Genomic DNA, 24328 nt, shown 5'->3' on the forward strand with positions numbered 1-24328 from the left:
CGAGCGCGATGGCGACGAACGAAGGGAGCCGCGACTCCGGCCAGGCTGGCGAGGATCGATCGGGGCCGCGGTTGACCGCGGTCATCGTCGATCCTCCGGACTCGCTCCCGTCGGCGCCCGTGGTCGTGCCCGGCGGCGACGACGATTTCGCGGAGGAGTACGAGGCGGCGCTCGAGAACCAAATCTCGGCGGCGCACTTCTCGATCGAGCTCGGTCGGGTATCCCAGGAGGTCGAGAGCGACGGAGCGCCGACCAGCGTGGACGGCGAGCCCCAGGGCGAGGACGTCGAGACCGTCGAGCGCACCGCGGCCCAGAGCCTCAGGGGCAAGGCGGCGGCCAAGCGTGACGGTCTGTTCGGCCAGGTGCTGGCCGACCGCTACCGGATCCTCGATCTCATCGGCAAGGGCGGGATGGGCAAGGTCTACCTCGCCGAGCACGTGGCGCTCGGCAAGAGGGTCGCCGTCAAGGTCCTGAACCCGGCCTATACCAACCGCCCCGATCAGGTGAAGCGGTTCCTCCGCGAGGCCCGGGCGGCGTCGACGATCGGCCACGAGAACGTCATCGACATCACCGACTTCGGGGCGATGCCCAACGGCCAGGTGTTCTTCGCCATGGAGCACCTGCAGGGCGACGACCTCGGCAAGATCCTCAAGAAGGGGCCGATGACGTGGGCGCGGGCCCGGCGGGTGATGCTGCAGATCTGCCGCGCGCTGCAGGCCGCCCACACCCACGGGATCATCCACCGGGACATGAAGCCGGAGAACTGCTTCCTGATCCAGCGCAACGGGATCCGCGACTTCGTCAAGGTGCTCGACTTCGGGATCGCCAAGTTCCTCGAGGAGAACCGCGACGGCGGCACCAACCCGCTGACGCAGGTGGGGGCGCTGATCGGCACGCCGGAGTACATGGCGCCCGAGCAGATCCACGGCGACCCGGCCGACCAGCGGATGGACATCTACGCGGTCGGCTGCATCCTCTATCAGCTGCTCACCGGCAACCTCCCGTTCACCGACAAGACGATGTACGGGGTGCTGTCGCAGCAGGTGAACGCCAAGCCGGTGCCGCCGCGGCAGCTGGCGCCCGACGCCGACATCCCGGTCGAGGTCGAGGCGGTCATCCTCAAGGCGATGGAGAAGGACAAGACCCAGCGTTATCAGACGATGGGCGAGCTGATCGAGGCGATCGTCGCCACGCCGCGCGGGACCGCCGTCGACGCCGGGCGGACGACGACCAACCTCGAGGCGGCGGCCCAGGCGGCGCGCCTGGCCGTGGGCATGGGCATGGGCGGGTCGCTGAGCGCGGGCCCCAACCCGGTGACGCCCGACGATTCGTTGCTGACGCAAGGACTCAGCAGCGCCTCGGGCCTGCGCCCGACGTCGCTGTCGCTGCCGTGGCGCGGCGGGACGATGGACGCGCAGATGCTGACGCGCCTGGTGTTCGGCCTCGGCGCGGTGGTGCTGGCGCTGGTGGTCGGGCTGGTGTGCGCGCTCAACCGCGGCGACGACCCGAAGCCGCCGGTCGACAAGCCGAGCGAGCTGGCGGCGGCCTCGGCGGGCGCGCCCGAGGCGGTGAAGCCGGTCGAGACGGCGCCCGAGACCCAGATCGAGGCCAAGCCGGACACGAAGGTCGAGCCGACGGCCGAGCCGAAGAAGCCGGACGACGAGCCGCCGATCGTGGTCGACGACGAGGCCAAGAAAGATCCGGCCAGCAAGAAGCCGGTCGAGGCCAAGAAGCCGCCGCCGGTCAAGAAGTCCGAGCCGGCCACGCCGAAGAACGAAGAGGCGTCGGCCAACTGGCCCGAGCTGCTGGGGCCGATGGAGCGCTCGCAGGCGCTGAAGAGCTATCGCGCCGAGTTCGAGACCTGCCGGACGATCAGCACCCCGAAGGGCAAGACCTACAAGCTGCGGCTCAAGGTCGACGGGCCCAAGGGTCGGGTCACCGACGCGACCTCCGACGACACGAGCGCGGAGGCGAAGTGCCTGGCGCGGGCCTTCAAGACCAAGGTCCGGTTCGTGAACTCTCGCAAGACGCCGCAAGAGTTCACGATCGTCGTGCCGCTCTGATGCGGGTCGCGTTCAGCACGCTCGGCTGCCGCCTCAACCAGTTCGAGTCCGACGCCCTCGAACAGATGGCCCGCGCGGCCGGCCACACGGTCGTCGACGCCGAGGCCGCGCCCGAGGTCGTGGTCGTCAACACCTGCACGATCACCCACGAGGCCGACGCCGACGCCCGTCAGCACGTCCGCCGGGCCGCGCGTGCCGGGGCTCGCGTGGTGGTCACCGGTTGCTGGGCGACGGCCGCCCCGGCCGAGGCGGCGGCGCTGCCCGGAGTGGCGTTGGTGGTCGGCAACCGCGAGAAGGAGCGGCTCTTCGACATGCTCGGAGAGACATGTTCTGAAGAACATGTCCCGGAGATCCACGTGGCGCCGGTCGACCTGCTGCGGCGGGTCCGCGTGGCCCGGCTGCGCCCGGCCGCCGACCCGCGCCGCAGCCGGGCGTACCTGAAGATCCAGGACGGCTGCGACTACCGCTGCAGCTTCTGCGTGGTGCCGCAGGTGCGGGGTCGCAGCGCGAGCGTGGCGCCGGACGAGGTGCAGGCGCAGCTGCGGGAGCTCGTCGCGGCCGGGGTGCCGGAGGTCGTGCTGACCGGGGTGCACCTCGGGATCTACGGCCGCGACCTGCGGCCGCGCGCGACGCTCTCGGGGCTGGTAGAGGGCCTGCTGCCGCAGCTCGGCGCGGCGCGGCTGCGGCTTGGTTCGGTCGATCCGCACGAGGTCGACGAGCGGTTGATCGCGCTGCTCGCGAGCGACCCGCGGCTGTGCCCGTACCTCCACTTGCCGGTGCAGAGCGGCGACGACGACACGCTGCGTCGGATGCGACGGGCGCACACCGCCGCCGACCTGCGGGCGCTGGTGCCTCGCCTGGCGGTCGCGGTGCCGGGCATCGGCGTGGGCACCGACGTGATCGTCGGCTTCCCCGGCGAGTCGGACGAGGCGTTCGCGGCCACCCACGCGCTGCTGGCCGCGCTGCCGCTGGCGTACCTGCACGTGTTCGCTTACTCGCCGCGCGCGGGCACCGATGCGGCCTGTCTCTCGGGACAGATCGATGCGGCGGTCAAGCAGACGCGGGGTGCGGCGCTGCGGGCCCTGTCGGCGAGCAAGCAGCGGGCGTTCGCGGCCGGGCAGGTCGGTCGCACGCTGGCCGCCGTGATCCACCGGACGCGCCACCGCCGGACGGGGCTGCTGGTCGGTCGCGCGGGCAACGGGCTGACGGTGCTGCTGCCGGGCGGCGAGGCGCTGCTGGGCCGGGCGGTGCACGTCGAGGTCGAGCGCGCCGAGGGGACGCTGGCGGTCGGTCGCGCGGTCGCGTGAGCGTGCGTGGCGCTGATGATCGCGAGCTCGCGGTCGCGTGCGAGCTAGCGAGGCCGCGCGACTCGGCGGTCGCGTGCGAGCTAGCGAGGCCGCGCGACTCGGCGGTCGCGTGCGAGCTAGCGAGGCGACGCGACGCGGTGGTCGCGTCGTCACGAGCCGAGCCGGGGCCAGGCTGGCCGCGAGGACATGTCCTGGCGGCCAGACGGGCTCAGAGCTTCAGCTTCATGCCGTCGCGGGCGGCGACGGTGCCGGGGAACGCCTCTTGGGCGGCCGCCTCGATCTTGCGCAGCATCTCGTCGTCGTGCGCCGGGTCGTGGCTGTAGAGGACGAGCTTGCCGACGTGGGCGGCGCGGGCCAGCTTGACGGCCTCGGCGAAGGTGCTGTGGCCCCAACCCTGCTTGCCGGCGCTGTACTCCTCGGAGGTGTACTGGGCGTCGTAGATCAGCACGTCGGCCCCTTCGGCCAGGTCGCGCAGGGTCTCGTTGATGTGGTCGGGGGCGTGCTCGGTGTCGGTGGCGAACACGATCGACTTGCCGCGCTCGTCGACGCGGAAGGCGGTGCTCTCCTGCGGGTGCGGCAGCGGGATGTGCCGCAGCGTCGCCTCGGCGATCGTCGTGACCTCTTGCGGCAGCAGGTGATGGAAGTGCTTGGTGGAGCCCATCACGTCGAGGCCGACCGGGAAGAACGGCGTCGACATCTGCCGGTCGAGGACCGCGCGCGCGTCCTTGGTGCAGTAGATGTGGAGGCGGAAGTCCGGCATGAAGGCCGGCGGGAAGAACGGGAAGCCCTGGATGTGATCCCAGTGTGCGTGGGTCAGAAACAGGTGAATGCACCGCGAGTGCGCGGCTCGGGTCTGCACGAGGCGGATGCCGAGCTCACGGATGCCCGAGCCCGAGTCGAGGATGACGGTGTCCGTCGTGCTCTCGAGCGAAATCTGAAGGCAGGGCGTGTTGCCGCCGAACTCTGCGTACCGCGGCCCGGAAACTGGAATGCTGCCCCGGGTGCCCCAGAAAGTCACTTCCATGGGGCGCTATCCTTCGCTGGCTGCATGTTTCGCCGATGATAGGGCAGAACAAATTCGGCTGGCAAGCACGGGCCCATGGCACCTCGGAGGTCGGACGGAGATGATATCGCAGTCCGGCCGCCGAGGGACAGGCGCACCAGGCGTTCGCGAGCCGGATCGCGTGGCGCGGAGAGCCTGCGGGGGAGTCGGGAAACGCCGGGGTTTTTCGCCGTCCGCGGGGCCCAGGGCGCGGCGAAGCCCCCGGGAGGCCGGCTATGACGGCGAGCCAGGTGGGGGCGACAGCGGCCCACATGGCGCACGGCGCGTGGGGCGGCGCCGCCGATTTCGCGCGTGGCTGCCGGTTCATGGCGAGGCGCACGGGTTTATTTGCGGGGCCGATCCCCGCCGAGTCAGCCGATGATCATGTCCTCGCGGCGAGCCACTCCCCCGGCCGCGAAGCGATCCGGGGACCAGCGCGCGAGCATCGGGTGGGCCTCGCCGAGGCCGAGCCAGCGCGCGAGCAGCCGGCCCACCGCGGGCGCCATCATGAAGCCGTGGCCGGTGAAGCCGCACACCTGCACGAAGTCGGGGTGGCCGGGGCTGGGGCCGACGATCGCGTCGCCGTCGGGCGAGACGTCGTAAGGGCCGACCCACTGGCGCAGGACCTTCATCGCCGCGGTGATCGGCATCAGGCGCGTGAGCGTGGCGCTGAGGTGGGTGAGGAAGCGGAGGCTCGAGTGGAGGGTGAGGCTCTCGTCGCTGCCGTCGGGCGCGTCGGGCAGGCTGATGCCGGTGACGAGCTCGCCGCGGGTGCTCTGGGAGAAGTAGAGGCCGGTCGTGAGGTCGACGACCAGCGGATCGAGGAACGGCTTGAGCGGCTCGCTCGAGAGGATCTCGTGGCGGTGCGGGCGGTTGGGCAGGTCGATGCCGAGCTGGCGGTTGAGCGCGCCCGACCACGCGCCGGTGGCGTTGACGACCCGGCGCGCGCGCACGACCTCGCCGGTATGGAGGTGCAGCGCGTAGCCGCGGGCCAGCGGCTCGACGCGCACGACGCTGGTGTGTGTGCGCAGGGTGACGCCGCGCTCGACGGCCCGGGCGGCGTAGCCCCACACGAAGGCCCAGGGGAACACGACGCCGTCGTCGGGATTGAAGGTGGCGAGCCGGACCTCGGCGACTTCGAGCTGGGGGACGATCGCCCGCGCCTCGGCGGCGGTCAGCAGGCGGGTCGGCGCGCCGACCTCGGCGTGGAGCTGGACGTTGCGCTCGAGCCGGCGCTCGCCGGCCTCGCTGCGGGCGAGGAACAGGTAGCCGCCCTGGCGGAACCACAGGTTGATGCCGAGCTGCTGCGCGAGGTCCTTGCACAGCTCGATGCTCTCCATCATCAGGCGCACGTTGCCGGCGTCGCCCCACTGCATGCGCACGCCGCCGCCGTTGCGGCCCGAGGCGCCGCTGACGAGGTAGCTGCGCTCGATGACGGCGATCGACAGCGGCGGCCTGGCCTTGCCGCCGGACAGCAGGGCGAGGTGGTAGGCGAGGCCCAGGCCCATGATGCCGCCGCCGATCACGGCGACGTCGACGTCGGCCGGCAGCGGGGTGTCGGCGCGGCCCATCGCTACGGTCATGGCGAGGGGTCCTCCGGGACTTCCGTGGCACCGGCCGCGAGGGCGCCGAAGGTGACGGGCTCGACCGGCGGGCGGGCGGTGAACGGGCGCAGCGCGGCGGGCGAGATCAGGCCGCGGGCGACGAGCAGCCGCCCGAGCGCGGACAGGCACTCCTTGCCCTGGCACGGCCCGGTGCCGAGGCCGGTGTAGCGCTTGATCTCCTCGACGTCGGACAGACCGGCGGCGATCGCCCGCTCGATCTCCGTCAGCGTGACGTCCTCGCAGCGACAGACGAAGGTGCGCGCGGTCATGGCAGGGTCCGGAGCGGCAGGGCGAGCGAGGATGTCCGCGAGGACAGATCGCAAAACGCGAGGATGGGGCGACGTCCGCGGAGCGACGGCGAGGATCGGAGGATGCGCGGCGACGCGAGGCCACGCGCGTCTCCGGGGGCTGCCCGTAGGGACAGGTGGTGAGGAGTCGAGAGGTCGAGGCGACGCGGGCGGGACGATGGCGTACGCGAGGCGAGGTCGCGCGGGCCGGCGGTGGATGTCCGCGAGGACAGGTGGTACGGCCGGCGGCCGGCGGCTTCAGGCGCGGGCATGGCTGTCCTTGGGGGCAGGTGAGTCGGCGAGCGCGCGCAGCAGGGCGGCGGCGCAGCGAGCGACGGTGCCGCGGATCTCGGCCGGGGTGGTGGCGCCCGCGAGCTCGCCCACGGCCCACAGCGTCCACGGCGGGGGCGGGGCGGTCTGGGCGTCGGCGGCCTCGAGCGGGTGGGCAGCCGGGCCAGCGGCGATCCGGCCGTCGGCGTCGCAAACCGGGGCGAAGCCGGCCCCGGTGAACTGGATCGGCGCGCCGGCCTGGGCGGCCAGCTCGAACGCGGGGGCGGGATCGGGGGCGAGGGCGACGAGGTCGCAGCGGAGGGTCCGGCCGTCGACCAACTGCACGCCCTTGACCCGCCGCGCGCCGAGCAGCTTGCGCACCTGGGCCGGGGCGACTCGCTCGGCCGCCAGCGTGCCGGCCAAAAGCTCGGCCCGGGCGCCCTCGCCGATGACGACGACGCGGGCGTCGAGGCGACGACCTGTCTGTTCGAGCATGTCCGCGAGGCCACGCGCCGAGACGACCCCGGGCAGGTCGTTGTTGGCCAGCGGGATGGTCGGCTCGTGGGCGCCGACGGCCAGGACCACGTGGCGCGGGCGCAGGCGGTGGAGCACCGGCGGCTGCTCGGAGGCGGCCGCCCACAGCCGCTCGTGCGGGTAGCAGGCGAACACGCCGACGCCGGCGAGGAGGTCGGTCGGCAGGTCGGGGCCGGCGAGGGCGGCGGCGGGCCGGCGCTCGACCACCAGCGGCGGGTGGCCGGCGGCGGCGAGGGCGGCCGCGAGCGCGCGCCCGGATCGACCTGCCCCAATGACCATGACCTCGGGGACATGGTCGATGAGACAGGCGGCCTCGGCGGGCGGGGCGTCGGGCAGCTCGCCGAAGCCGGCCAGCTCGCGGGCGACGCCCTGCATCACCTGGTTGGCGATCCGCGGGTAGACGACGAGGTGGTGATGGTCGATGCCGCGGCGGAACACCTGGTCGACGAGGGCGGTCGGGTCGAGGCCGCCGTAGGTGTTCTGGGGCTCGACGAACATGTCCTCGCGGACAGGTGTGAGGCAGGCCCGCTGGTTGGGCCGGCCGTCGACGCGCACGAGGCAGGTGCCGCAGCCGCCGTGCAGGCAGGCGGGGCCGCGCAGCCGGCGGTACTTGGCGCTGCGGCTGGTGGCGAGCTCGCCGGCGGCGATCAGGGCGGAGGCGACGGTGTCGCCCGGACAGGCGGGGATGGCGGCGCCGTCCCAGCGGAGCGTGAGCGTCGGCGGCCCGGGCGGCGCGAGCAAGGGTGCCTTGGGCACGCGCCTGCGATAGCACGCCGGACCGCGGGAGGACACGGGACCCGACGCCGGCGCGGCTTGCCCTCGGTCACGATCGCCGGCGCAGGGGCGAGAATTCCGAGGCCGCGACCGGCGATGCACACCCGGTCGGCGCGACCGGAGGGCGGGGCGACGCGGCGCGGCGGCGGATGCGAGACCGAGGACAGCGCGACGCGGTGCGGGGGTGGATGCGGGCCCCGGTGCGCGCTCGCAGAGGTGGTCACGTCGGTTCGGGATCGCGGGGCGAGGCGAGCCGAGGCGCCCGGCACTGCGGCGGGCACGGTCTGGCGGCCGCGTCGCGTCTGTGGCGATGTCGGTCTCGCCTCGTGCAGGGGTATGCGCGCCCGAGGATTCGGACCGCGGGTTCGACCGGGGTCAGGCGCGGGGCGGGCGGGCGCCGAATATGGCGGTGCCGACCCGGACCATCGTCGCGCCTTCCTCGATCGCGACCTCGAAGTCGGCGCTCATGCCCATCGAGAGGTGGACCAGGTCGACGCCCGGGCGCGCGATCGCGGCTTCACGGCGCGCCAGCTCGCGCAGGCGGGCGAAGTGGGGCCGGGTCTGCTCCGGATCGCCCTCGGGCGGGATCGCCATCAGGCCGACGCAGCGCAGCTCGGGCCGGGCGGCCACCCGATCGAGCAGCGCCGGCAGCTCGCTCGCGGTGACCCCGGCCTTTTGCGCCTCGTCGCCGACGTTGACCTCGACCAGGAGCTCGAGCGGGGTGGTGGCGCCTCGACCGGCGCGCAGGCGCGCGACCTCGCGGGCGAGCTCGTCGACGAGGGTGGGCCGGTCGACGGTGTGGACCAGGGCGCCGACGCCGACGACCTTGCGCACCTTGTTGGTCTGCAGCGGGCCGATGAAGTGCCAGCGGGGTGGCGTGACGGCGACGTCGACGACCTCGACCTTGGCCACCAGCTCCTGGGCGTAGTTCTCGCCGAAGTCGCCCAGGCCGGCGTGGCAGGCCGCGATCACGGCCTCGGGCGGCTGCTTCTTGCTGACGCCGATCAGCGTCGGCACCGGACCGGGGCCGCGCCGGGCCACGGCGGCGGCGACCCGGGCGCGCACGGCGGCGAGGTTGGCGGCGATGTCGTCTGGCGTCAAGGACATGGCGTGAAGGACATGTTGGAAAGAGAAGGTCGAGAGCGCGGAGCCGCGGGGCGATGTCTCGAAGGACATGGCGCGAGAGACAGGTGAGTCGGCTACTGCGGCAGGCAGACGCTCGGCGCGGCGGCGCCGGCGAAGGTCGGGCCCATGTCGCGGTAGGTGTGGGCGCGCCAGAAGTCGCGCGGGTCCTCGGCGAGCTGCAGGGTGCGGTCGTCGCCGCTGCCGGTGACGGTGATCGCGGTCTCGAGCCCGTCGTGACGCAGCGGGAACGCCAGGGCCAGGCGATCGCCGCGCTGGCGGAAGGTCAGGGTCTCGGTGGTCCACTCGTCGTAGTCGCCGCGGTGGTGCCAGCCGACGCCGCGGCCGTCGATCGCCTGCGGCTGGAACTGGTAGATCGAGAAGCCCATGCCGCCGGTGGCGTAGCGGACCTCCTCGCCCCACAGGCGGCCGCCGATCCGCTCGGCGGCGGCGGGCTCGGCGGCGATGAAACCTGGCTCGCGGGACAGGTCGATCGCGGCCGGGGCGGCGGCGGTGATACCTGGCTCTCGGGACAGGTCGTTGGCGAGCGCTCCGGGGGCGCGCGGCAGGTCGCTCGTGGGATCGAAGCAGGGGGCGCCGGTGGTGGCGGCCGCGGGGGCCTTGAAGTAGCGGGCGCCGGGCTCGCGTGGGTCGTCGTCGAGGACCAGCCAGGTGCGGCCGCTCTGCGCCTCGTAGCGATAGGGGACGGTCCGCCGCTCGCCGGTCTTGCGGAAGGTCAGCTCGAGCACGCCGGCGTCGGCCCGGTAGTCGAAGCTGTGGGTGTTGGTGAGGCCGACCTTGCCGTAGCGGTAGAGGCCGAAGCCGCCCTCGTGAAAGAACCAGAAGCGCATGGGGTCGCCCTCGGCGAGGGCGTCCCAGCGGTGCCACACGCCCAGGAGCTCGGGGTCGACGGCGTCGGCGGTGCAGCTGTCCTCGGGGACAGGTTGCTCGGCGACCTCGGTCGCCTCGACGGCGATGAACGGGGCCGACAGCGCGAGGACCGCGAGGAAGTAGACGCTCGAGAAGCAGAAGGGGCGCCGCATGCCGGGATGGTAGCACGCGCGGCCGCCAGGCCCGCCGGGGCAGGGATGGGAGCAGCCGGCCGGAGTGCCGCGGCCGGGCCCGGGCGGGATCGAAGGCGAATGCGGCGGGGGCGTGCGAGCGAGGCGAAGCACACGAGGCAGCGGCGGCGTTGGCCGCGACGGGCGTTCGAGAGTCGGCCGCGAGGCGAAGCACACGAGGCAGCGGCGGCGTTGGCCGCGACGGGCGTTCCTGAGTGGGCGGCGAAGCGAAGCACAGAGGCAGCGGCGGCGTTGGCCGCGACGGGCGTTCCTGAGTGGGCGGCGAAGCGAAGCACAGAGGCAGCGGCGGCGTTGGACGCGACGGGCGTTCCTGAGTGGGCGGCGAGGCATGCGAGGTAGCGGAGGTCGCGGGAGGCGGGCGAGCGAGGCGAAGCGCACGGGGCCGGGTTCGGTGCGGGAGGGACGCGAGGTTGCGGGCGCGGCCGCGATCCGGCAGACAGGCGGACCATGACCGAGCTCGCTCCGCCCAGCCCGCCCATCCTCGTGCTCGCCTCGGCTTCGCCGCGCCGGGCCGAACTGCTCCGCTCGGCGGGGATCGCGTTCACGCAGGCCCCGGTCGACTGCGACGAGGCGTGGCTGCCCGACGAGCGGGCGCCGGCGTACGTCGAGCGGGTGGCGCGGGCCAAGGCCGACCTGGCCTTGCGGCCAGGTGCAGTGGTGCTGGCGGCCGACACGACGGTCTGGATCGAAGACCAGGTCGCGCCGCTGATGAAGGCGGAGAGCCGCGAGGAGGCGGCGACGATGCTGAAGCGGCTGGCCGGGCGCTCGCACTTCACGACGACGGCGGTGGCGATCGCCGACACACGCGGGGCGGAGGTCCGCTGGCACCCGTTCGCGGTGACGACGCGGGTGTGGTTCCGGCCGCTGACGGCGGCGCAGATCGGTCGCTACCTCGACACCCAGGAGTGGCGCGACAAGGCGGGGGCGTACGGGATCCAGGGGGCGGCGGCGGGGCTGGTGCGCCAGATCGAGGGCAGCTACACGAACGTGGTCGGGCTGCCGCTGGCGGAGGTGGTCGAGCTGCTCGAAAAGCTCGGCGTCGGTTGAGGCGAGGGCGGAGCCTCGGGGGCGCGAGCTGTCGCTGAACCGGGGCCCGGGGACCGATGGGGGTCCGAGCGGCGGGAGAGGTCAGCCGATGACACGCCGCGGCTCGCCGGCGCTGATGTCCCTTCGACCATGTCCAGAAGGACAGCGAGGTCTCCGCGGTCGGCGTACCCGCCGGCTCGCAAAGTGCTGGCCAAACGGACATGTCCTCACGGACATGTGCGGTTCACGTCGGCGGGCCGAGCTTGTCGCCGACTTCGTACAGGAAATGAGCCGACCGTGAGGACATGTCCTCGAGGTCAGCCGCGGTTCACGTCGGCGGGCCGAGCTTGTCGCCGACTTCGCACAGGAAGTGCGAGCTGCTGGCGCCCTTGCCGTTCATCGGGAAGGCGAAGTAGCCGGTGAGCACGGGGGGCTGGACGTCCAGCTTCCAGTCGTAGAAGAGCGAGCAGCCAGCGCAGTTGGTGGTGCCGGGCTGACCGGCGAAGATCTTGTCGGAGACCCAGTAGGGCTGGTCGAGGTCCGGGTTCGCGGGGTCGGGCTTGAGGGCCCACTGCGGGCAGTCCTCGCTGTTGAGCGGCTTGCCCACGCAGCTCTGGCCGGGGGTGACGGGGTAGATGCCGAGGATCGAGAGGTAGCCGGCGACGTCGCTGTCGACGTCGAGGTTCGGGGTGTAGTCGCCGGTGTCGTGGACCGCGCCGAAATCGGTTGCGCTCGCGGCGATGAAGGCGGCCCGCAGGTGCCGGTCGCTGCGCGGCGCGAGCAGCCGCAGGCCCCAGGTAGCGCACTTCTGCTCGGCCTCGGCCGCGGTGAGCGGCTGGGGCAGGAAGGTGTCGAGGTCGAGCACGGTGCCCGAGGCGTATTTTAGAAAGGAGTAACCGCCGCCGTCGGCCTCCATGTCGCACCAGGCGGTGAACATCAGGTCTTCGCGGCGGAGGACGTAGAGGCCAGTCGGGACCGCGTCGCCAAACGAGTTCTTGATCTCGAGGCACGAGCTGGCGCGGGAGCAGTCGGCGAGGCAGCCGTAGTGCGGGTTGGGGTCGTCGCAGGTCTCGCCCTCGTCGGCCTGGACCATGGAGTCGCCGCAGCGCGGGGCCCAATCGTCGCAGTAGCGGCCGCACTGGCCGTACTTGCCGTTCTTGTGCTTGCCGTCGTCGCACAGCTCGTCGCCGGCCTTGATCAGGCCGTCGCCGCAGACGTTCCAGCGGCAGGCGGAGGTGCACTCGGCGTCGTCGGCGTTGGCCTCGCCCTGATCGCAGAGCTCGGGCGGATCGATCTTGCCGTTGCCGCACGGGTCGGGCCCGGCGTCGGTGGTCGAGCCGCTGTCACTGTCGCCGTGGCCCGGGTCGACCGTGGTGGTCATGATGCCGGGGTAAGTGGTCGAGCCGTCGCTGCCGGGGCCGCTGCTGGTCGAGGACGCGGGCAGGGTCGGGTCGTTCTGGCCGGCGTTGCGATCGAGGCAGCCCGCGAGCAGCAGCGCCAACCCGCAGCGGCCCAAGACTCCGATCTGGACGCGAGGAGAGATGCGTGGGTGCATGCGGCTCGTCCCGACGCAGGAAGAGAACAATGGGCGCGACCGAATTGCAATGCTTGCACACGCAAGCACCGCACGTCGCGGCGCCGCCGGGCTCGGCCGTCAGCAGCCGCGAGGACAAACCCTTGCTGACGAGAGTGCGAGCTGGCTTACAAAAATTGCAGTTACTCGTTCGGGGTCGTCACGCGCTGCGGCTGGACACGAGAGCCGCGGAGCATGTCCTGGAACGGGTTGTCGTCGCGCCACACGTCGCCGGCGAGCATGCTGATGAGGCCCTTGCGCAGCATCGGGTCGGGGGTGCGGGCGAAGAACAGGTGCGACACCATGCGCGTGTGATAAAAGCGGCGGATCAGCTGTTCGAAGCTGACGTAGGCGACTTCCATCGACGCGTGCACGGGGGCCATGAGATCGGCCGCACCCTCGCGCCCAGCGGCGAGCGCGGGGACGAGGGCGTCGACGGTGCGCTCGGCGCCCAACATCGCCAGCGAGACGCCGGAGGAGAACACGGGATCGAGGAAGGCGCAGGCGTCGCCGACGCAGGCCCAGCGCGGGCCGGAGGGGCGGGTGTTCTTGTAGCTCCAGTTGCGGATCGTCCGCGTGTCGCTGCGCCGGGCCCCGGCGGTGAGGCGGCGACACAGCGGGGAGGCGGCGAGCGCGGCCTCGAAGGCGTCGTCGTCGAGCTTGCCACGCCACTTGACGAGGCCGACGCTGAGGCGCCCGCCGTGCATCGGGATCAGCCAGTGCCAGCCGTCCTCGACGATCAGGACCTTGATGTTGCCCTGGTCGCCGAGCTCCTGGCGGACGTCGGGGGCGAGGTCGTCGAAGTGACAGAAGACGGCGGCGCGCCCGAGCTCGTGCAGCGGGGCGATCGTGCGGGCGCCGCGGCCGAGCATGGCGTCCTGGCCGGTGCAGTCGAGGAGGAAGCGGGCCCGGTGCTCGCCGCGGTCGCTGGTGACGCGCACGTGATCGTCGGCGATGGCGATGTCGGTGACGCGCTCGCGGAAGCGGATGTCGGCGCCGCGGCTGACGGCGACGTCGGCGAGCATCTTGTCGAAGGCGGCGCGGTCGACCTGCCAGGCGTGCGCGGGGGTGCCGTCGAGGCCGTCGGCGAAGCTGAAGAACGCGTACTCGCCGGTGCGCTCGTCGATGAACTCGGCGCCCTGCTTGTACTGCCAGCGCGTGCGATCCATGGCGACGCCGAGGCGGGCGAAGATCGGCAGGTCGATCGGCAGCAGCGACTCGCCGATGTGGAAGCGCGGGAACACGTCCCGGTCGAGCGTGACGGCCCGGACGCCCGCCTGCGCGAGCAAGTTGGCGGCGGTCGAGCCGGCCGGGCCGGCCCCGACGATCAGGACGTCGTGCATGACCGGGTCATACCATGCCGCCGTTGATGCCGATCACCTGACCGGTGATGTACGCGGCGGCGTCGCTGGCGAGGAAGGCGACCACGGCGGCGACTTCGGGGGCGGTGCCCAGCCGCTGCGCGGGGATCCGCGGCATGACGTGCTCGAGCGGGACGTCCTTGATCATGTCGGTGTCGACGAGGCCGGGGGCGACGGCGTTGACGGTGACGCCCTTGCGAGCGAGCTCGAGCGCGAGGGATTTTGTCGCGCCGATGACGCCGGCCTTGGCCGCGGCGTAGGCGACCTGGCCGCGGTTGCCGAGCTGAGCCGAGACGGAGCTCATGGTGATGATCCGGCCCCATTTGCGCCGCACCATCGGCATGATCACGGGGCGGGTGACGTTGTAGAAGCCGCCGAGGCTGGTCCGAAGGACAGCCTCCCAGTCGGCCCGCTCGAGCGCGGGGAACGGGGCGTCGCGGGCGATGCCGGCGTTGTTGACGACGACCCCGAGCGGGCGCGGGTCGGCCAGGATCGCGGCCATGGCGGCGTCGGCGGCCGCGTCGTCGCCGACGTCGAAGCGGCTCAGCACGGCCTCGCCGCCAGCGGCGCGGATCCGGGCGGCGACGGCCTCGGCGGCGGCGTCGTCGCTGCGATAGTTGAGGACGATCGGGTGACCGGCGGCGGCGAGGGCCTCCGCGATCGCGGCGCCGATCCCTCGACTGGCGCCGGTGACGAGCGCGCGCGGCTTCATGCGGGGCTCCCTGCGGGGGTGGTGACGGTGGTGACGGGGGTGGTGGTCACGACGGAGAGGATGGCCTCGGCCAGCGGCTGACCGCGGCGGGTGACGGCGGCCCGGTACTCGGCCATGGCGCCGGCGAACACGCGGGTGGCGACGATCTGCAGCGGGTCGCCGACGGCCAGGTGTTCGGCGTGCAGCTCGAAGTTGCGGCAGGCGGCGATGAGGCCGACGGCCGGCGGCTGACCGCTGGCGCGGGCGCCGAGGCCGGCGAAGGCGGCGATCGCCTGGGCCATGTACTCGAGCAGGGCCGAGGCGTGGACGCGGCCGTCGACGAGGAACAGGTTGCCCGGGTGGACGACGGCGGCGCAGGTGATGCCGTCGTCGTCGGCGGCGACGACCTCGTCGAGCAGCAGCATCGGCGGGCGCTGCGGGACCAGCTCGGCCACCGGCGGGAAGGCGGTCATGCGCCGGCTCCGAGCGCGCACTGCCAGCCGACCGCGAGGTGCGGCTCGAGGGCGACGCGCGCCGCGGCGCCGGCGGCCAGGGCGTCGAGCAGGGCGATCGCGGGGGCGCACGGGCTGGCGGCCAGGGCGGCCGGGATGACGCGTGGCCCCGGGGACATGTCGCAGGGGCCATGTTCGAGGCGACATGTCCTCGCGGGCATGTCGCTCGGGCCAGCCGCGGACAGGGCGAAGGCGGCGGCGAACGGGTCCCAGCGGCGGCCGGCGGCCAGCGGCTCGGGCAGCGGCTCCTCGGCGATCACGAGCACGACGTCGCCCTCGCCGGCGGCGACCAGGGCGGCGCACTCGAGCAGGCCCATGGCGAGGGTCGAGGGCCCGGCCGAGATGGCGGCGTTGCCGGCCCGGTTGCCGGTGGCGATCGAGACGTAGCCGGCGGCCGTGTTGTGGACGCTGTTGTGGAATTTGGTCGGCGACAGCGGCTCGCCGGCGACCAGCAGGGCGGCGAGCAGGTCGAGGGTGGTCCGGATCTCGCCGTAGACGGAGCCGTAGACGAAGGTGGCGGCGGCGCGATCGAGGCCGCCGTCGTGCAGGGCCTGGGCGGCGACCTCGGCGGCCATGCGGGTGAGCAGGCTGGTGCGCCGGCGCATCATCGGCGGCAGCAGCTCGGCTCGGGGGGCGGCGTCGGCGGAGGTGACCTGTCCTTCGGGACAGGCGTCGGGCCGGGCCCTCCAGGCGGCGACGTCGGGGTAGCCGGGCGACCAGAAGCCGAGGCCGCGGACGGAAAAGGCGAGCGCGCTCATGCCGGGCCCCCGACGAGGACGCTGCAGTTGCTGCCGCCGAACGCGAACGAGTTGCTGAGGGCGGCGCGGGTCGGGACGTCGCGGCGGGCGGTGACGACGTCGACGGCGAGGCTGTCGTCGAGCGGGTCGGCGCCGACGCTGGCGGGCAGGTAGCCGCCGGCGATGGCGTCGACGACGAAGGCGACCTCGGTGGCGCCGGCGGCCCCGAGCATGTGGCCGGTGTAGCCCTTGGTGGCGACCACGGCGGGCGCGCGGGCGCCGGCGAACACGGCCCGGATCGCGGCGCTCTCCATGCTGTCGTTCTGCTTGGTGCCGGTGCCGTGGGCGTTGACGTGGTCGACGTCGGCGGCGGACAGGCCGGCGTGTTGCAGGGCGCGCTCCATCGCCATGCGGGCGCCGAGGCCCTCGGGGTGCGGGCTGGTCATGTGGTAGGCGTCGGAGCTCTCGCCGACGCCGAGCAGGCGGGCCGGGCCTTCACCTGTCCTTTCGACCAGGAGCAGGGCGGCGCCCTCGCCGATGTTGATGCCGGCGCGCTCGCGCGAGAAGGGGCGACATGGCTTCGAGGACAGGACCTCGAGGCCAGCGAAGCCGCGCACGGTGAGGCGACACAGGCTGTCGACGCCGCCGACGAGCACGGCGTCGCAGAGGTCGGCGGCGAGCAGGCGCTGGGCCGAGGCGAACACCTTGGCGCTCGAGGAGCAGGCGGTCGAGACGACGTAGGCCGGGCCGCCGAGGCCGCCGCCGAGCACGCGCGCGAGGTGGAGGACGGCGTCGAGGGCGTGCGAGTGCTCGACGTCGTAGTGGGGCGGGAGGGCGCCGCCGTGGGCGTGAGCGTGGGCGTAAGCGGTCTCGCTGGCCTCGATGCCGCCGGTGCTGGTGCCGAGCACGATGGCGACCCGATGGGCGCCCCAGCGAGCGCTCGCGCGGGCGAGCGGGGCCTGCAGCTCGGCGAGGGCGACGGCGGCGATGCGCGCCTGGCGAGTGTCGCGGACGACGCCGAGAGACGCGGGCAGCGGCGGCAGCGGGGTCGGGATGGCGCCGACGACCGCGTCGAGCTCGAACTCGGCCGGGCACGGGCCGAGGCCGGAGCGACCGGCCCGCAGGGCGGCGAGCACGGCGGCGGTGCTGTCGCCCATGCCGTTGCAGAGGGCCATGGCGGTGATCGGGAAGGGCTGCATGGCGCGGCGAGGCGAAAGGCGCGGCGGTCAGAGGCCGGGGGCCGGGAAGGCGCGCAGGAACTCGCGCACGCGGCCGCGGTGGACGTCGCAGCGAGCGTCGTCGGCCTTCTCGACGGCGAGGGTGATGGCGTCGGCGATCAGGTCGGCGACGACGGGCATGTGGTGGGCCTCGATGCCGCGCGAGGTGATGGCGGCGAGGCCGATCCGCAGGCCCGAGGGATCGAACGGCTTGCGCGGGTCGAAGGGGATGGCGTTGGCGTTGAGCTCGATGCCGCAGCGGTTGAGCACGCGGGCGACGTGGCGGCCGCCTTGACCGGTGGCGGTGAGGTCGAGCAGCAGCAGGTGATTGTCGGTGCCGCCGGAGACGAGCGTGTGGCCGCGCGCGATCAGGGCCTCGGCGAGGGCGCGGGCGTTGGCGACGATGTGGTGGGCGTAGTCGCGGAAGCTCGGCTGCAGCGCCTCGCGGAAGGCGACGGCCTTGGCGGCGGTGGCGTGGCAGTGCGGGCCGCCCTGCAGGCCGGGGAACACGGCCTTGTCGATCGCGGCGGCGTGCTCGGCCTTGCTGAGGATCAGGCCGCCGCGCGGGCCCCGGAGGGTCTTGTGCGTGGTGGTGGTGACGACGTCGGCGTGCGGCACCGGGCTCGGGTGAGCGCCGCCGGCGACGAGGCCGGCGATGTGCGCGATGTCGGCCGCGAGGTAGGCCCCGACCTCGCGCGCGATCGCGGCGAAGCCGGCGAAGTCGAGCTGGCGCGGGTAGGCGGAGTGACCGACCCAGATGAGCTTGGGCCGGTTGGCCAGCGCGAGGTCGCGGACCTCGTCGAGGTCGATGCGGTGGTCGTCGCGGCGGACGCCGTACTGGACGGCCTTGTAGTAGATGCCGGTGGCGCTGACCTTCCAGCCGTGGGTGAGGTGACCGCCCGCGGGGAGGGCGAGACCCATGATGGTGTCGCCGGTCTGGCACAGGGCCAGCAGCGCGGCCAGGTTGGCCGGCGAACCGCTGTACGGCTGGACGTTGGCGTGATCGGCCCCGAACAGCTCGCGCGCGCGGGCGACGGCGAGCGACTCGATCGGGTCGATGAAGTCCATGCCCTCGTAGTACCGCTTGCCCGGATAACCCTCGGCGTACTTGTTGGTGAGGCTGGTGCCGGTGGCCGCGAGCACGGCCTTCGACGCGTAGTTCTCGCTGGCGATGAGGCGCAGGCTGTCGCGCTGACGCGCGTCCTCCTGCTCGATCAACGCGAAGATCTCGGGGTCGGCGGCGGAGAGCTCGGGATCGCGGGCGTGCATCGACCGAGGTTTTCAGGCCCGGAGGGCCGCGGAGTCAAGCCTCCCGGCGCGCCGCGTCGGCCGGGGCCGCGACGCGGCGTGGGCCGATCGCCGCGGGCCCGGACGGCGAATGTCGTTTCGCGTCCGGCCGCGGTGGCGCTGCGGCCGCTCCCCTGCAAACAGGGGCGGCGGTGGCCTCCCGGCCCACAACGGCGCCGTGCCTTGGTACCATGCCGGCGTGGGTGAGGCGGCGAGGACGGGCGAGGGGCCTTTCACGGGCGGCCCGCCGAGCGCGCGCAGCACCGCCGGGAGCCTGCCCGCCCTCGACCATTCGCACCTGACGGGGGGCGAGACGCTGGCGGAGTCGCCGGCCATCGACGAGGTACAGGCGCTCCAATTCGAGCGCGGGGCGGCGATCGAGCGCTACACGGTGCTGGAGCGCATCGGCGCGGGGGCGATGGGCGTGGTCTACACGGCCTACGACCCGCGGCTCGACCGGCGGGTGGCGCTCAAGATCATGCACGCCCGGCCGGGCCACCACGCCGACGAGATCGTCGGCCGGCTGCTGCGCGAGGCCCAGGCGCTGGCGCGGCTGCAGCACCCGAACGTGGTCGTCATCTACGACGCCAACCGGATCGGCGAGCTGGTGTACCTGACGATGGAGCTGGTCGACGGCTCGAACCTGTCGCGCTGGCTCAAGGACGGCAAGCGCACCAGCGCCGAGATCCTCGACACCTTCGCGGCCGCCGGCCGCGGGCTGGCGGCCGCGCACAAGGCGGGGATCGTGCACCGCGACTTCAAGCCCGACAACGTGCTGGTCGGCCGTGATGGCCGCGTGCGCGTGGTCGACTTCGGCATCGCCCGCGGCGCCGACGGGCCCGAGTTCACGGCTGTCCCTACGGACATGTCCGAAAATATCTCGACGCCGCCGAGCCCGGGGGCGTCGGCCAGCCTGTCGCCGTTCGCGACCACCGACCGGGGCAACGAGCTGGCGCCGCTGGCTGACACCGACCCGGGGGCGGCGCGGCTGCAGGCGGCCGCGCTGGCCCCGCCGAAGCCGGAGCAGGGGCTCGAATCGGCGATCGCGGGGCTGTCGTCGCTGCGATTGACGCGGACCGGGGCGCTGGTCGGGACGCCGGCCTACATGGCGCCGGAGCAGCACATGGGCGCCCGCGTCGACGCGCGCGCCGATCAGTTCGCGTTCGCGGTGGCGCTGTTCGAGGCGCTGTTCAAGGCCCACCCGTTCCCGGCCAAGAATTACGTGCAGCTGACGACCAGCGTGCTCGGCGGCAAGATCGACGCGACGCCGGTGCGCACGTCGGTGCCGCTGCACGTGCGGCGTGCGATCCTCCGCGCGCTGTCGGTCGAGCCGAACCACCGGTTCGAGTCGATGGACGCGATGCTGGTCGCGCTGGTGCCGGCGGATCGGCGGCGGCGCACGATCGCGGGGGCGGTGGCGGTCGCGGGCGTGGCCGCGGCGGTGACCGGCGGGATCGTGTGGGCGCAGGTCAAGCCGCCGGGCTGCGAAGGCGCCGATCGTCACCTCGTCGGCGTGTGGGACGAGGCGATCAAGGACCGCACGCGCCAGGCGTTCCTCGAGACCGGGCAGCCCTACGCCGCGCGCGCGGCCGAGACGGCGAGCGCGGCGCTCGACCAGTACGCGGCGAGTTGGGTCGACATGCGCCGCGAGGTGTGCACGGCGTCGCTGGTGCACCACGAGCAGTCGCCGCTGCTGCTCGACCGCCGCATGGCCTGCCTCGATCGCCACCTCGAGCAGCTGCAGGCGACCGCGGCGGTGTTCGCCGAGGCCGACCGCGAGGTGGTGCAGCGGGCCGCGGTCGCGGTCGAGGCCTTGCCGGATCTGCGGGCCTGCGCCGACGCCGAGCAATTGATGCTCGGACCGAACCGCTCGCTGGCCAGCCGCGAGGAGGTCGCGCGGCTCGACGGCATCCTCGCCCACGCGGTGGCCAAGCGGCACGCGGCCAAGTACGCGGCGGCGCAGGGGCTGGCCGAGCGCGCGCTGCAGGAGGGCAAGGCGATCGGGGCGGCGGCGATCGAGGCGCGCGCGCTCGTGACTCTCGGGCAGATCGCCGCCGATCAGGGGCGGTTCGCCCAGGCGGTCGAGCTGCACACGCGGGCGATCGCGGCGGCGGAGGCCGGGGCGATCGACCCGGTGCGCGGGCTGGCGATGGCCGAGCTCGGGCTGGTGCTCGGGGCGCTGCAGCAGCGCCACGCGGAGGGCGAGCGCCTGCTGCTGCTGGCGGCCGCGACCGACATGCGCGTCGGGGCCGGTGCGACCGAACAGGCGCGAAGGGACATCTCGCTCGGCATCGTCCAGACCGCCCGCGGCCAGCACGACGTGGCCCGCCAGACGCTGCTGGCCGCGGTCGAGGTGCTGCGCGCGGCGCCGAATTCATCGCGGCTCTTGCAGCTCGCGGCCTTCAACGCGCTCGGCTCGCTCGAGGACAAGAGCGGGCGCGACGAGGCGGCCCGCAAGTACTTCGGCGACGCGCTGGCGCTGGCCGAGGATCGCCTCGGGCCGGACCATCCTGACGTCGCGTCGGTGCTCAACAACATCGGCGTGCTCGAGTGGCGGGCCGGTCGCGGCAGCGAAGCGGTCGCGGCGCTCGAGCGGGCGCTCGACATCCGCGTGCGCACCCTCGGGCCCGACCACCCGGAGATCGCGTCGTCGCGGATGAACCTCGGCAACGCGCTGCTGGCGATCGGCGACTACGCGCGCGCGAGCGGCTACTTCGAGGCGGCCGCGGGCGTGCTGCGGCGGGCGTCGGGGCTCGAGCCGCGGCTCGTCGACGCGCTCTACAACCTCGCCAACAGCCACCACCTGCAAGAGGACTACGCGCGGGCGGTGCCGATCTACGAGGAGGCGCTGGCGCGCAGCCAGGCCGTGTTCGGCGCCGAAGATCCCGAGGTCGCGTATCCGTTGCACGGCCTCGGCGTCGCGCTGGTCGAGCTGGGTCGGCTCGAGGAGGCCAGGCCGCTGCTCGAGCGAGCGTTGACGATCCGGACCCGCAAGGACGTGCAGCCGCTCGACCTCGGCGAGCTGCGGTTCGCGCTGGCCCGTGCGGTCGCCGGCCGCGACCGTCCGCGTGCGCTGACGCTGGCCTCGCAGGCGCGGGCCGACTACGCCGTGGAGCAGATGGACGACGAGGTGTCGCGGGTCGACGCCTGGCTGCTGGCCCACGTCGCTCGCTGAGGCTGCGTGGTTCGAGGACATGTCGCATGAGACATGTTCGATAGAGCATGTTCAATGGGTCATGGGACAGCGCCACGGGCGCCTCGCGCGGGCGATCCTGCGCCGGCGCGCCAGCGCGCGCGCGACGTAACGCGATTGTATGGACGCGCGACTGATCCATTCCCCGGTCGAGTTACGCTCAATCGGTGGGGGATCCGGGCGACGAACACCCGGGCGATAGACACCATGCCGACACCGAAGATGAGGCGAGATCTGGTCCTGAAGACGGGGGTCACCGCGGGTAACGTGGCCCAGCTCGACATCGACATGATCGGGTCGTTCACGACCGCGCTGACCGGGACGACGATCAAGTGGGAAGACGAGAGCTCGGGCAACCCCGAGGAGAAGTCCAAGTTCAAGATGGCCTTCCTCAACGTCGGCGGCGCCAACGTCGGCGCGCTCACCGTCAGGCTGGTCGGCAACCCGTGCCCCGACGTGCCGGCGACGGTGACCAAGACCGCCCGCCAGGCCTGCGACCCGACGGCCACCACCGGCAGCGTGACCCTGCTCGACCCGGCCGATCACAGCTTCGAGCGCGTATGGCGGCAGGCGGTGAGCAACGCGCGGGTGCAGGTGCTCGACAACGTGGCCAAGATCGACGTCCGCGTGAAGGCCGAGACCGGCTACACGGTGAACCAGTCGGTCGGGACCGCCACCGACAACCAGCTGATCGTCAACTACGCGTTTGTCGACGCGACCGGGACTTCGGTGGTGGCGGGTAGCGTCCGGTTCGACACCGTGGCCACCGCCGCCGCGGGCTACACGCTCGGCAACATCCGGATCGTCGACACCGACTCCGGCCAGCCCACCCGGCGCCGCTAGCGTCGGCGCGGGCGGACCTCGGCGGCTGCGCGATCGGACAGGCTCCGATGCGCGGCCGCGCGAGGGCGCCTGGGCGGCGAGGACACGTGTCCTACCTCGGGGCTCGATCTGCGCCGTCGATCGCGTCGGCCCGCGCGGTGTATCCTTGCCGGGATGATCGCGGGCCCGCCCTTGATTGAGCCAGCGTCCCCGCGGCTGGTGCCGGTGTGGCGCGAGCTGCTGTGTGACGGCATCACCCCCATCGAGGTCTACGCCCGCTTGCGGGCCTACGCGCGCGGCGGCGGCTCCGGGCCGCCCGACCTGCCGGGCGTAAGCTTCTTGCTCGAGAGCGCGGGCGGGGCCGGCGAGCGGTGGGCCCGCTACAGCGTGGTCGGCGTCGGCGCGCGGGCCCACGTGCGCGGGGTGTGGAACGGCTACGACCTCGACGTGACGATCACCCCGGGGCCGGGCTTCTCGCTGCCGCCGGGGGTCGAGGCCAAGAGCCGCGGGCTGGCCGGCATCGCCGCGCTGCAGCGGGCCTACGAGAGCCCGCCGCGGCCCGATCTGCCGCGCTTCTGGGGCGGGCTCGTCGGCGTGTGGGGCCACGACGCGGCGCGGGTGTTCGATCCGATCCCGGCCGTACCTGGCCTTTCGGTCATGTCGAGCGATCTGCCGGCGGTCGAGCTGGTGGCGAGCGACACGCTGGTGGTGTTCGACAACTTCTCCAACCGCGTGCGCGTGCTGGCGACCGCCTGCGCCGACAGCGAGGGCGGGCCGGAGGCGGCCGAGGCGGCGGCGCGGGCCCGCGTCGACGCGGTCGCGCGGGCGCTGCACGGGCCGACGGTGCTGGGGCCGCGGCGCGTGCCCGAGGTGGCGGCGCCGGCGACCGAGGTGGCGGCGCCGTGGTCGCGCGAGAAGTACCGCGCCTCGGTGGCGGAGGCGCGCGAGCACATCATGGCCGGCGACATCTTCCAGGTCGTGCTGTCGCAGCGGTTCGTCAGCCGGCGCGACGGCATCGACCTGCTCGACGTCTACCGCATGCTGCGGGTCGGCAACCCGGCGCCGTACATGTACCTGTTCGACCTGCCGGCCGCGGCGCTGACGGGCGCGTCGCCGGAGGTGCTGGTCCGCTGCGACCGCGACGCGCTGGCGCCGGCGGTGACGGGGGCGGCGAGCGGCGAGGTGCCGCCGCAATCGGGCCTGCGCGTGACCGTGCGGCCGATCGCGGGCACGCGCCGGCGCGGCGCCGACGCGATCGAGGACGAGGCGCTGGCCAGCGAGCTGCTCGCCGATCCGAAGGAGCGCGCCGAGCACCTGATGTTGGTCGACCTCGGGCGCAACGACCTCGGGCGCGTCAGCGTGGCCGGCAGCGTGCGGGTGTCGGAGTCGTTCTCGATCGAGCGCTACAGCCGGGTGATGCACATCGTCAGCGAGGTGCAGGGCGAGCTGCGGCCGGAGCTGACGGCGCTCGACGCCCTGCGCGCGACCTTCCCGGCGGGCACGCTGAGCGGGGCGCCGAAGATCCGCGCGCTGCAGATCATCGACGCGCTCGAGCCGGCGCCGCGCGGCTGGTACGGCGGCGCGGTGGGCTACCTCGGCTACGACGGCGGAGCCGACTTCGCCATCTGCATCCGCTCGCTGGTCGCCGTCGGCGAGGAGTTCCGGGTCCAGGCCGGCGCGGGGGTCGTGTACGACTCGTCGCCCGAGGGCGAGGACAACGAGTGCCACGTCAAGGCGAGCGCGGTGCTGCGCGCGATCGCGGCGGCGGCCGAAGGAGGTGCAGCGTGAGCGCGAGCGACAACACCGCGGGCCCGGCCGTCGACA

At 73.3% G+C, this 24328-nt stretch carries 19 protein-coding genes; 6 read left to right on the forward strand and 13 right to left on the reverse strand.

Annotated elements, in window-relative coordinates:
• Nucleotides 1-8: 8 nt before the first annotated feature.
• Together POL25_RS37755 and mtaB are read left to right on the forward strand one after the other, a co-directional pair.
• Nucleotides 9-2063: a serine/threonine-protein kinase gene (locus POL25_RS37755; protein ID WP_272091237.1), complete on the forward strand. Its 2055-nt coding sequence runs from the start codon at nucleotides 9-11 to the stop codon at nucleotides 2061-2063.
• Entirely contained in the window at nucleotides 2063-3370 is a 1308-nt protein-coding gene (gene mtaB / locus POL25_RS37760) for a tRNA (N(6)-L-threonylcarbamoyladenosine(37)-C(2))-methylthiotransferase MtaB (RefSeq protein ID WP_272091238.1), read from the forward strand. Before POL25_RS37755 ends, mtaB begins: the two co-directional genes overlap by 1 nt.
• 208 nt (nucleotides 3371-3578) lie before the next feature.
• On the opposite strand, the gene POL25_RS37765 is transcribed toward mtaB, so the two are convergent.
• From POL25_RS37765 to POL25_RS37790, 6 genes are all read right to left on the reverse strand, one after another.
• Nucleotides 3579-4394: an MBL fold metallo-hydrolase gene (locus tag POL25_RS37765; RefSeq protein ID WP_272091239.1), complete on the reverse strand. Its 816-nt coding sequence runs from the start codon at nucleotides 4392-4394 to the stop codon at nucleotides 3579-3581.
• Between the two features lie 389 nt (nucleotides 4395-4783).
• Nucleotides 4784-5995 carry an NAD(P)/FAD-dependent oxidoreductase gene (locus POL25_RS37770; protein WP_272091240.1) on the reverse strand — a complete coding sequence of 404 codons (1212 nt, stop codon included), beginning with the start codon at nucleotides 5993-5995 and terminating at the stop codon, nucleotides 4784-4786.
• Nucleotides 5992-6285 carry a (2Fe-2S)-binding protein gene (locus POL25_RS37775; RefSeq protein WP_272091241.1) on the reverse strand — a complete coding sequence of 98 codons (294 nt, stop codon included), beginning with the start codon at nucleotides 6283-6285 and terminating at the stop codon, nucleotides 5992-5994. The genes POL25_RS37770 and POL25_RS37775 overlap by 4 nt, the downstream gene beginning before the upstream one ends.
• Before the next feature lie 276 nt (nucleotides 6286-6561).
• Nucleotides 6562-7863 (reverse strand): 2Fe-2S iron-sulfur cluster-binding protein, encoded by a 1302-nt coding sequence (locus tag POL25_RS37780; RefSeq protein WP_272091242.1) that lies wholly within the window; start codon nucleotides 7861-7863, stop codon nucleotides 6562-6564.
• 393 nt (nucleotides 7864-8256) lie between these two features.
• Nucleotides 8257-8988: a YggS family pyridoxal phosphate-dependent enzyme gene (locus POL25_RS37785; protein WP_272091243.1), complete on the reverse strand. Its 732-nt coding sequence runs from the start codon at nucleotides 8986-8988 to the stop codon at nucleotides 8257-8259.
• Nucleotides 8989-9080: 92 nt separating this feature from the next.
• Entirely contained in the window at nucleotides 9081-10046 is a 966-nt protein-coding gene (locus POL25_RS37790; protein ID WP_272091244.1) for a hypothetical protein, read from the reverse strand.
• A 486-nt stretch (nucleotides 10047-10532) separates the two neighbouring features.
• Between POL25_RS37790 and POL25_RS37795 the strand changes: the two genes are divergently transcribed.
• Nucleotides 10533-11132 carry a Maf family protein gene (locus POL25_RS37795; RefSeq protein WP_272091245.1) on the forward strand — a complete coding sequence of 200 codons (600 nt, stop codon included), beginning with the start codon at nucleotides 10533-10535 and terminating at the stop codon, nucleotides 11130-11132.
• 307 nt (nucleotides 11133-11439) lie between these two features.
• Here the strand turns inward: POL25_RS37795 and POL25_RS37800 are convergent, their stop codons facing one another.
• The 7 genes from POL25_RS37800 to glyA all read right to left on the reverse strand — a co-directional run bounded on the left by POL25_RS37800 (nucleotide 11440) and on the right by glyA (nucleotide 18471).
• On the reverse strand, nucleotides 11440-12666 hold the full coding sequence (locus POL25_RS37800) for a fibrinogen-like YCDxxxxGGGW domain-containing protein (RefSeq protein ID WP_272091246.1): 1227 nt from the start codon (nucleotides 12664-12666) through the stop codon (nucleotides 11440-11442).
• A gap of 161 nt (nucleotides 12667-12827) precedes the next feature.
• Nucleotides 12828-14027, reverse strand: a complete 1200-nt coding sequence (locus POL25_RS37805; RefSeq protein WP_272091247.1) for an NAD(P)/FAD-dependent oxidoreductase — start codon at nucleotides 14025-14027, stop codon at nucleotides 12828-12830.
• Between the two features lie 7 nt (nucleotides 14028-14034).
• Nucleotides 14035-14757: a 3-oxoacyl-ACP reductase FabG gene (fabG, locus tag POL25_RS37810; protein WP_272091248.1), complete on the reverse strand. Its 723-nt coding sequence runs from the start codon at nucleotides 14755-14757 to the stop codon at nucleotides 14035-14037.
• Nucleotides 14754-15209, reverse strand: a complete 456-nt coding sequence (locus POL25_RS37815; RefSeq protein ID WP_272091249.1) for a hotdog family protein — start codon at nucleotides 15207-15209, stop codon at nucleotides 14754-14756. The genes fabG and POL25_RS37815 overlap by 4 nt, the downstream gene beginning before the upstream one ends.
• The gene (locus tag POL25_RS37820) at nucleotides 15206-16006 is read right to left on the reverse strand and encodes a beta-ketoacyl synthase chain length factor (protein ID WP_272091250.1); all 801 of its coding nucleotides are present in this window, start codon (nucleotides 16004-16006) and stop codon (nucleotides 15206-15208) included. The genes POL25_RS37815 and POL25_RS37820 overlap by 4 nt, the downstream gene beginning before the upstream one ends.
• A complete protein-coding gene (locus tag POL25_RS37825) occupies nucleotides 16003-17184 on the reverse strand; it encodes a beta-ketoacyl-ACP synthase (protein ID WP_272091251.1) in 1182 nt (393 codons plus the stop codon). The genes POL25_RS37820 and POL25_RS37825 overlap by 4 nt, the downstream gene beginning before the upstream one ends.
• Before the next feature lie 27 nt (nucleotides 17185-17211).
• Entirely contained in the window at nucleotides 17212-18471 is a 1260-nt protein-coding gene (gene glyA, locus POL25_RS37830; RefSeq protein ID WP_272091252.1) for a serine hydroxymethyltransferase, read from the reverse strand.
• Between the two features lie 196 nt (nucleotides 18472-18667).
• On the opposite strand from glyA, the gene POL25_RS37835 reads away from it, so the two are divergent.
• The 3 genes from POL25_RS37835 to POL25_RS37845 all read left to right on the forward strand — a co-directional run bounded on the left by POL25_RS37835 (nucleotide 18668) and on the right by POL25_RS37845 (nucleotide 24292).
• Entirely contained in the window at nucleotides 18668-21664 is a 2997-nt protein-coding gene (locus POL25_RS37835) for a serine/threonine-protein kinase (RefSeq protein WP_272091253.1), read from the forward strand.
• Nucleotides 21665-21889: 225 nt separating this feature from the next.
• Entirely contained in the window at nucleotides 21890-22525 is a 636-nt protein-coding gene (locus POL25_RS37840; protein ID WP_272091254.1) for a hypothetical protein, read from the forward strand.
• A gap of 171 nt (nucleotides 22526-22696) precedes the next feature.
• Nucleotides 22697-24292, forward strand: a complete 1596-nt coding sequence (locus POL25_RS37845) for an anthranilate synthase component I family protein (protein ID WP_272091255.1) — start codon at nucleotides 22697-22699, stop codon at nucleotides 24290-24292.
• Nucleotides 24293-24328: the final 36 nt, after the last annotated feature.

Origin of the sequence: Nannocystis bainbridge (assembly GCF_028368995.1) — a bacterium.
In the GTDB taxonomy this organism is placed as follows: Bacteria; Myxococcota_A; Polyangia; order Nannocystales; family Nannocystaceae; genus Nannocystis; species Nannocystis bainbridge.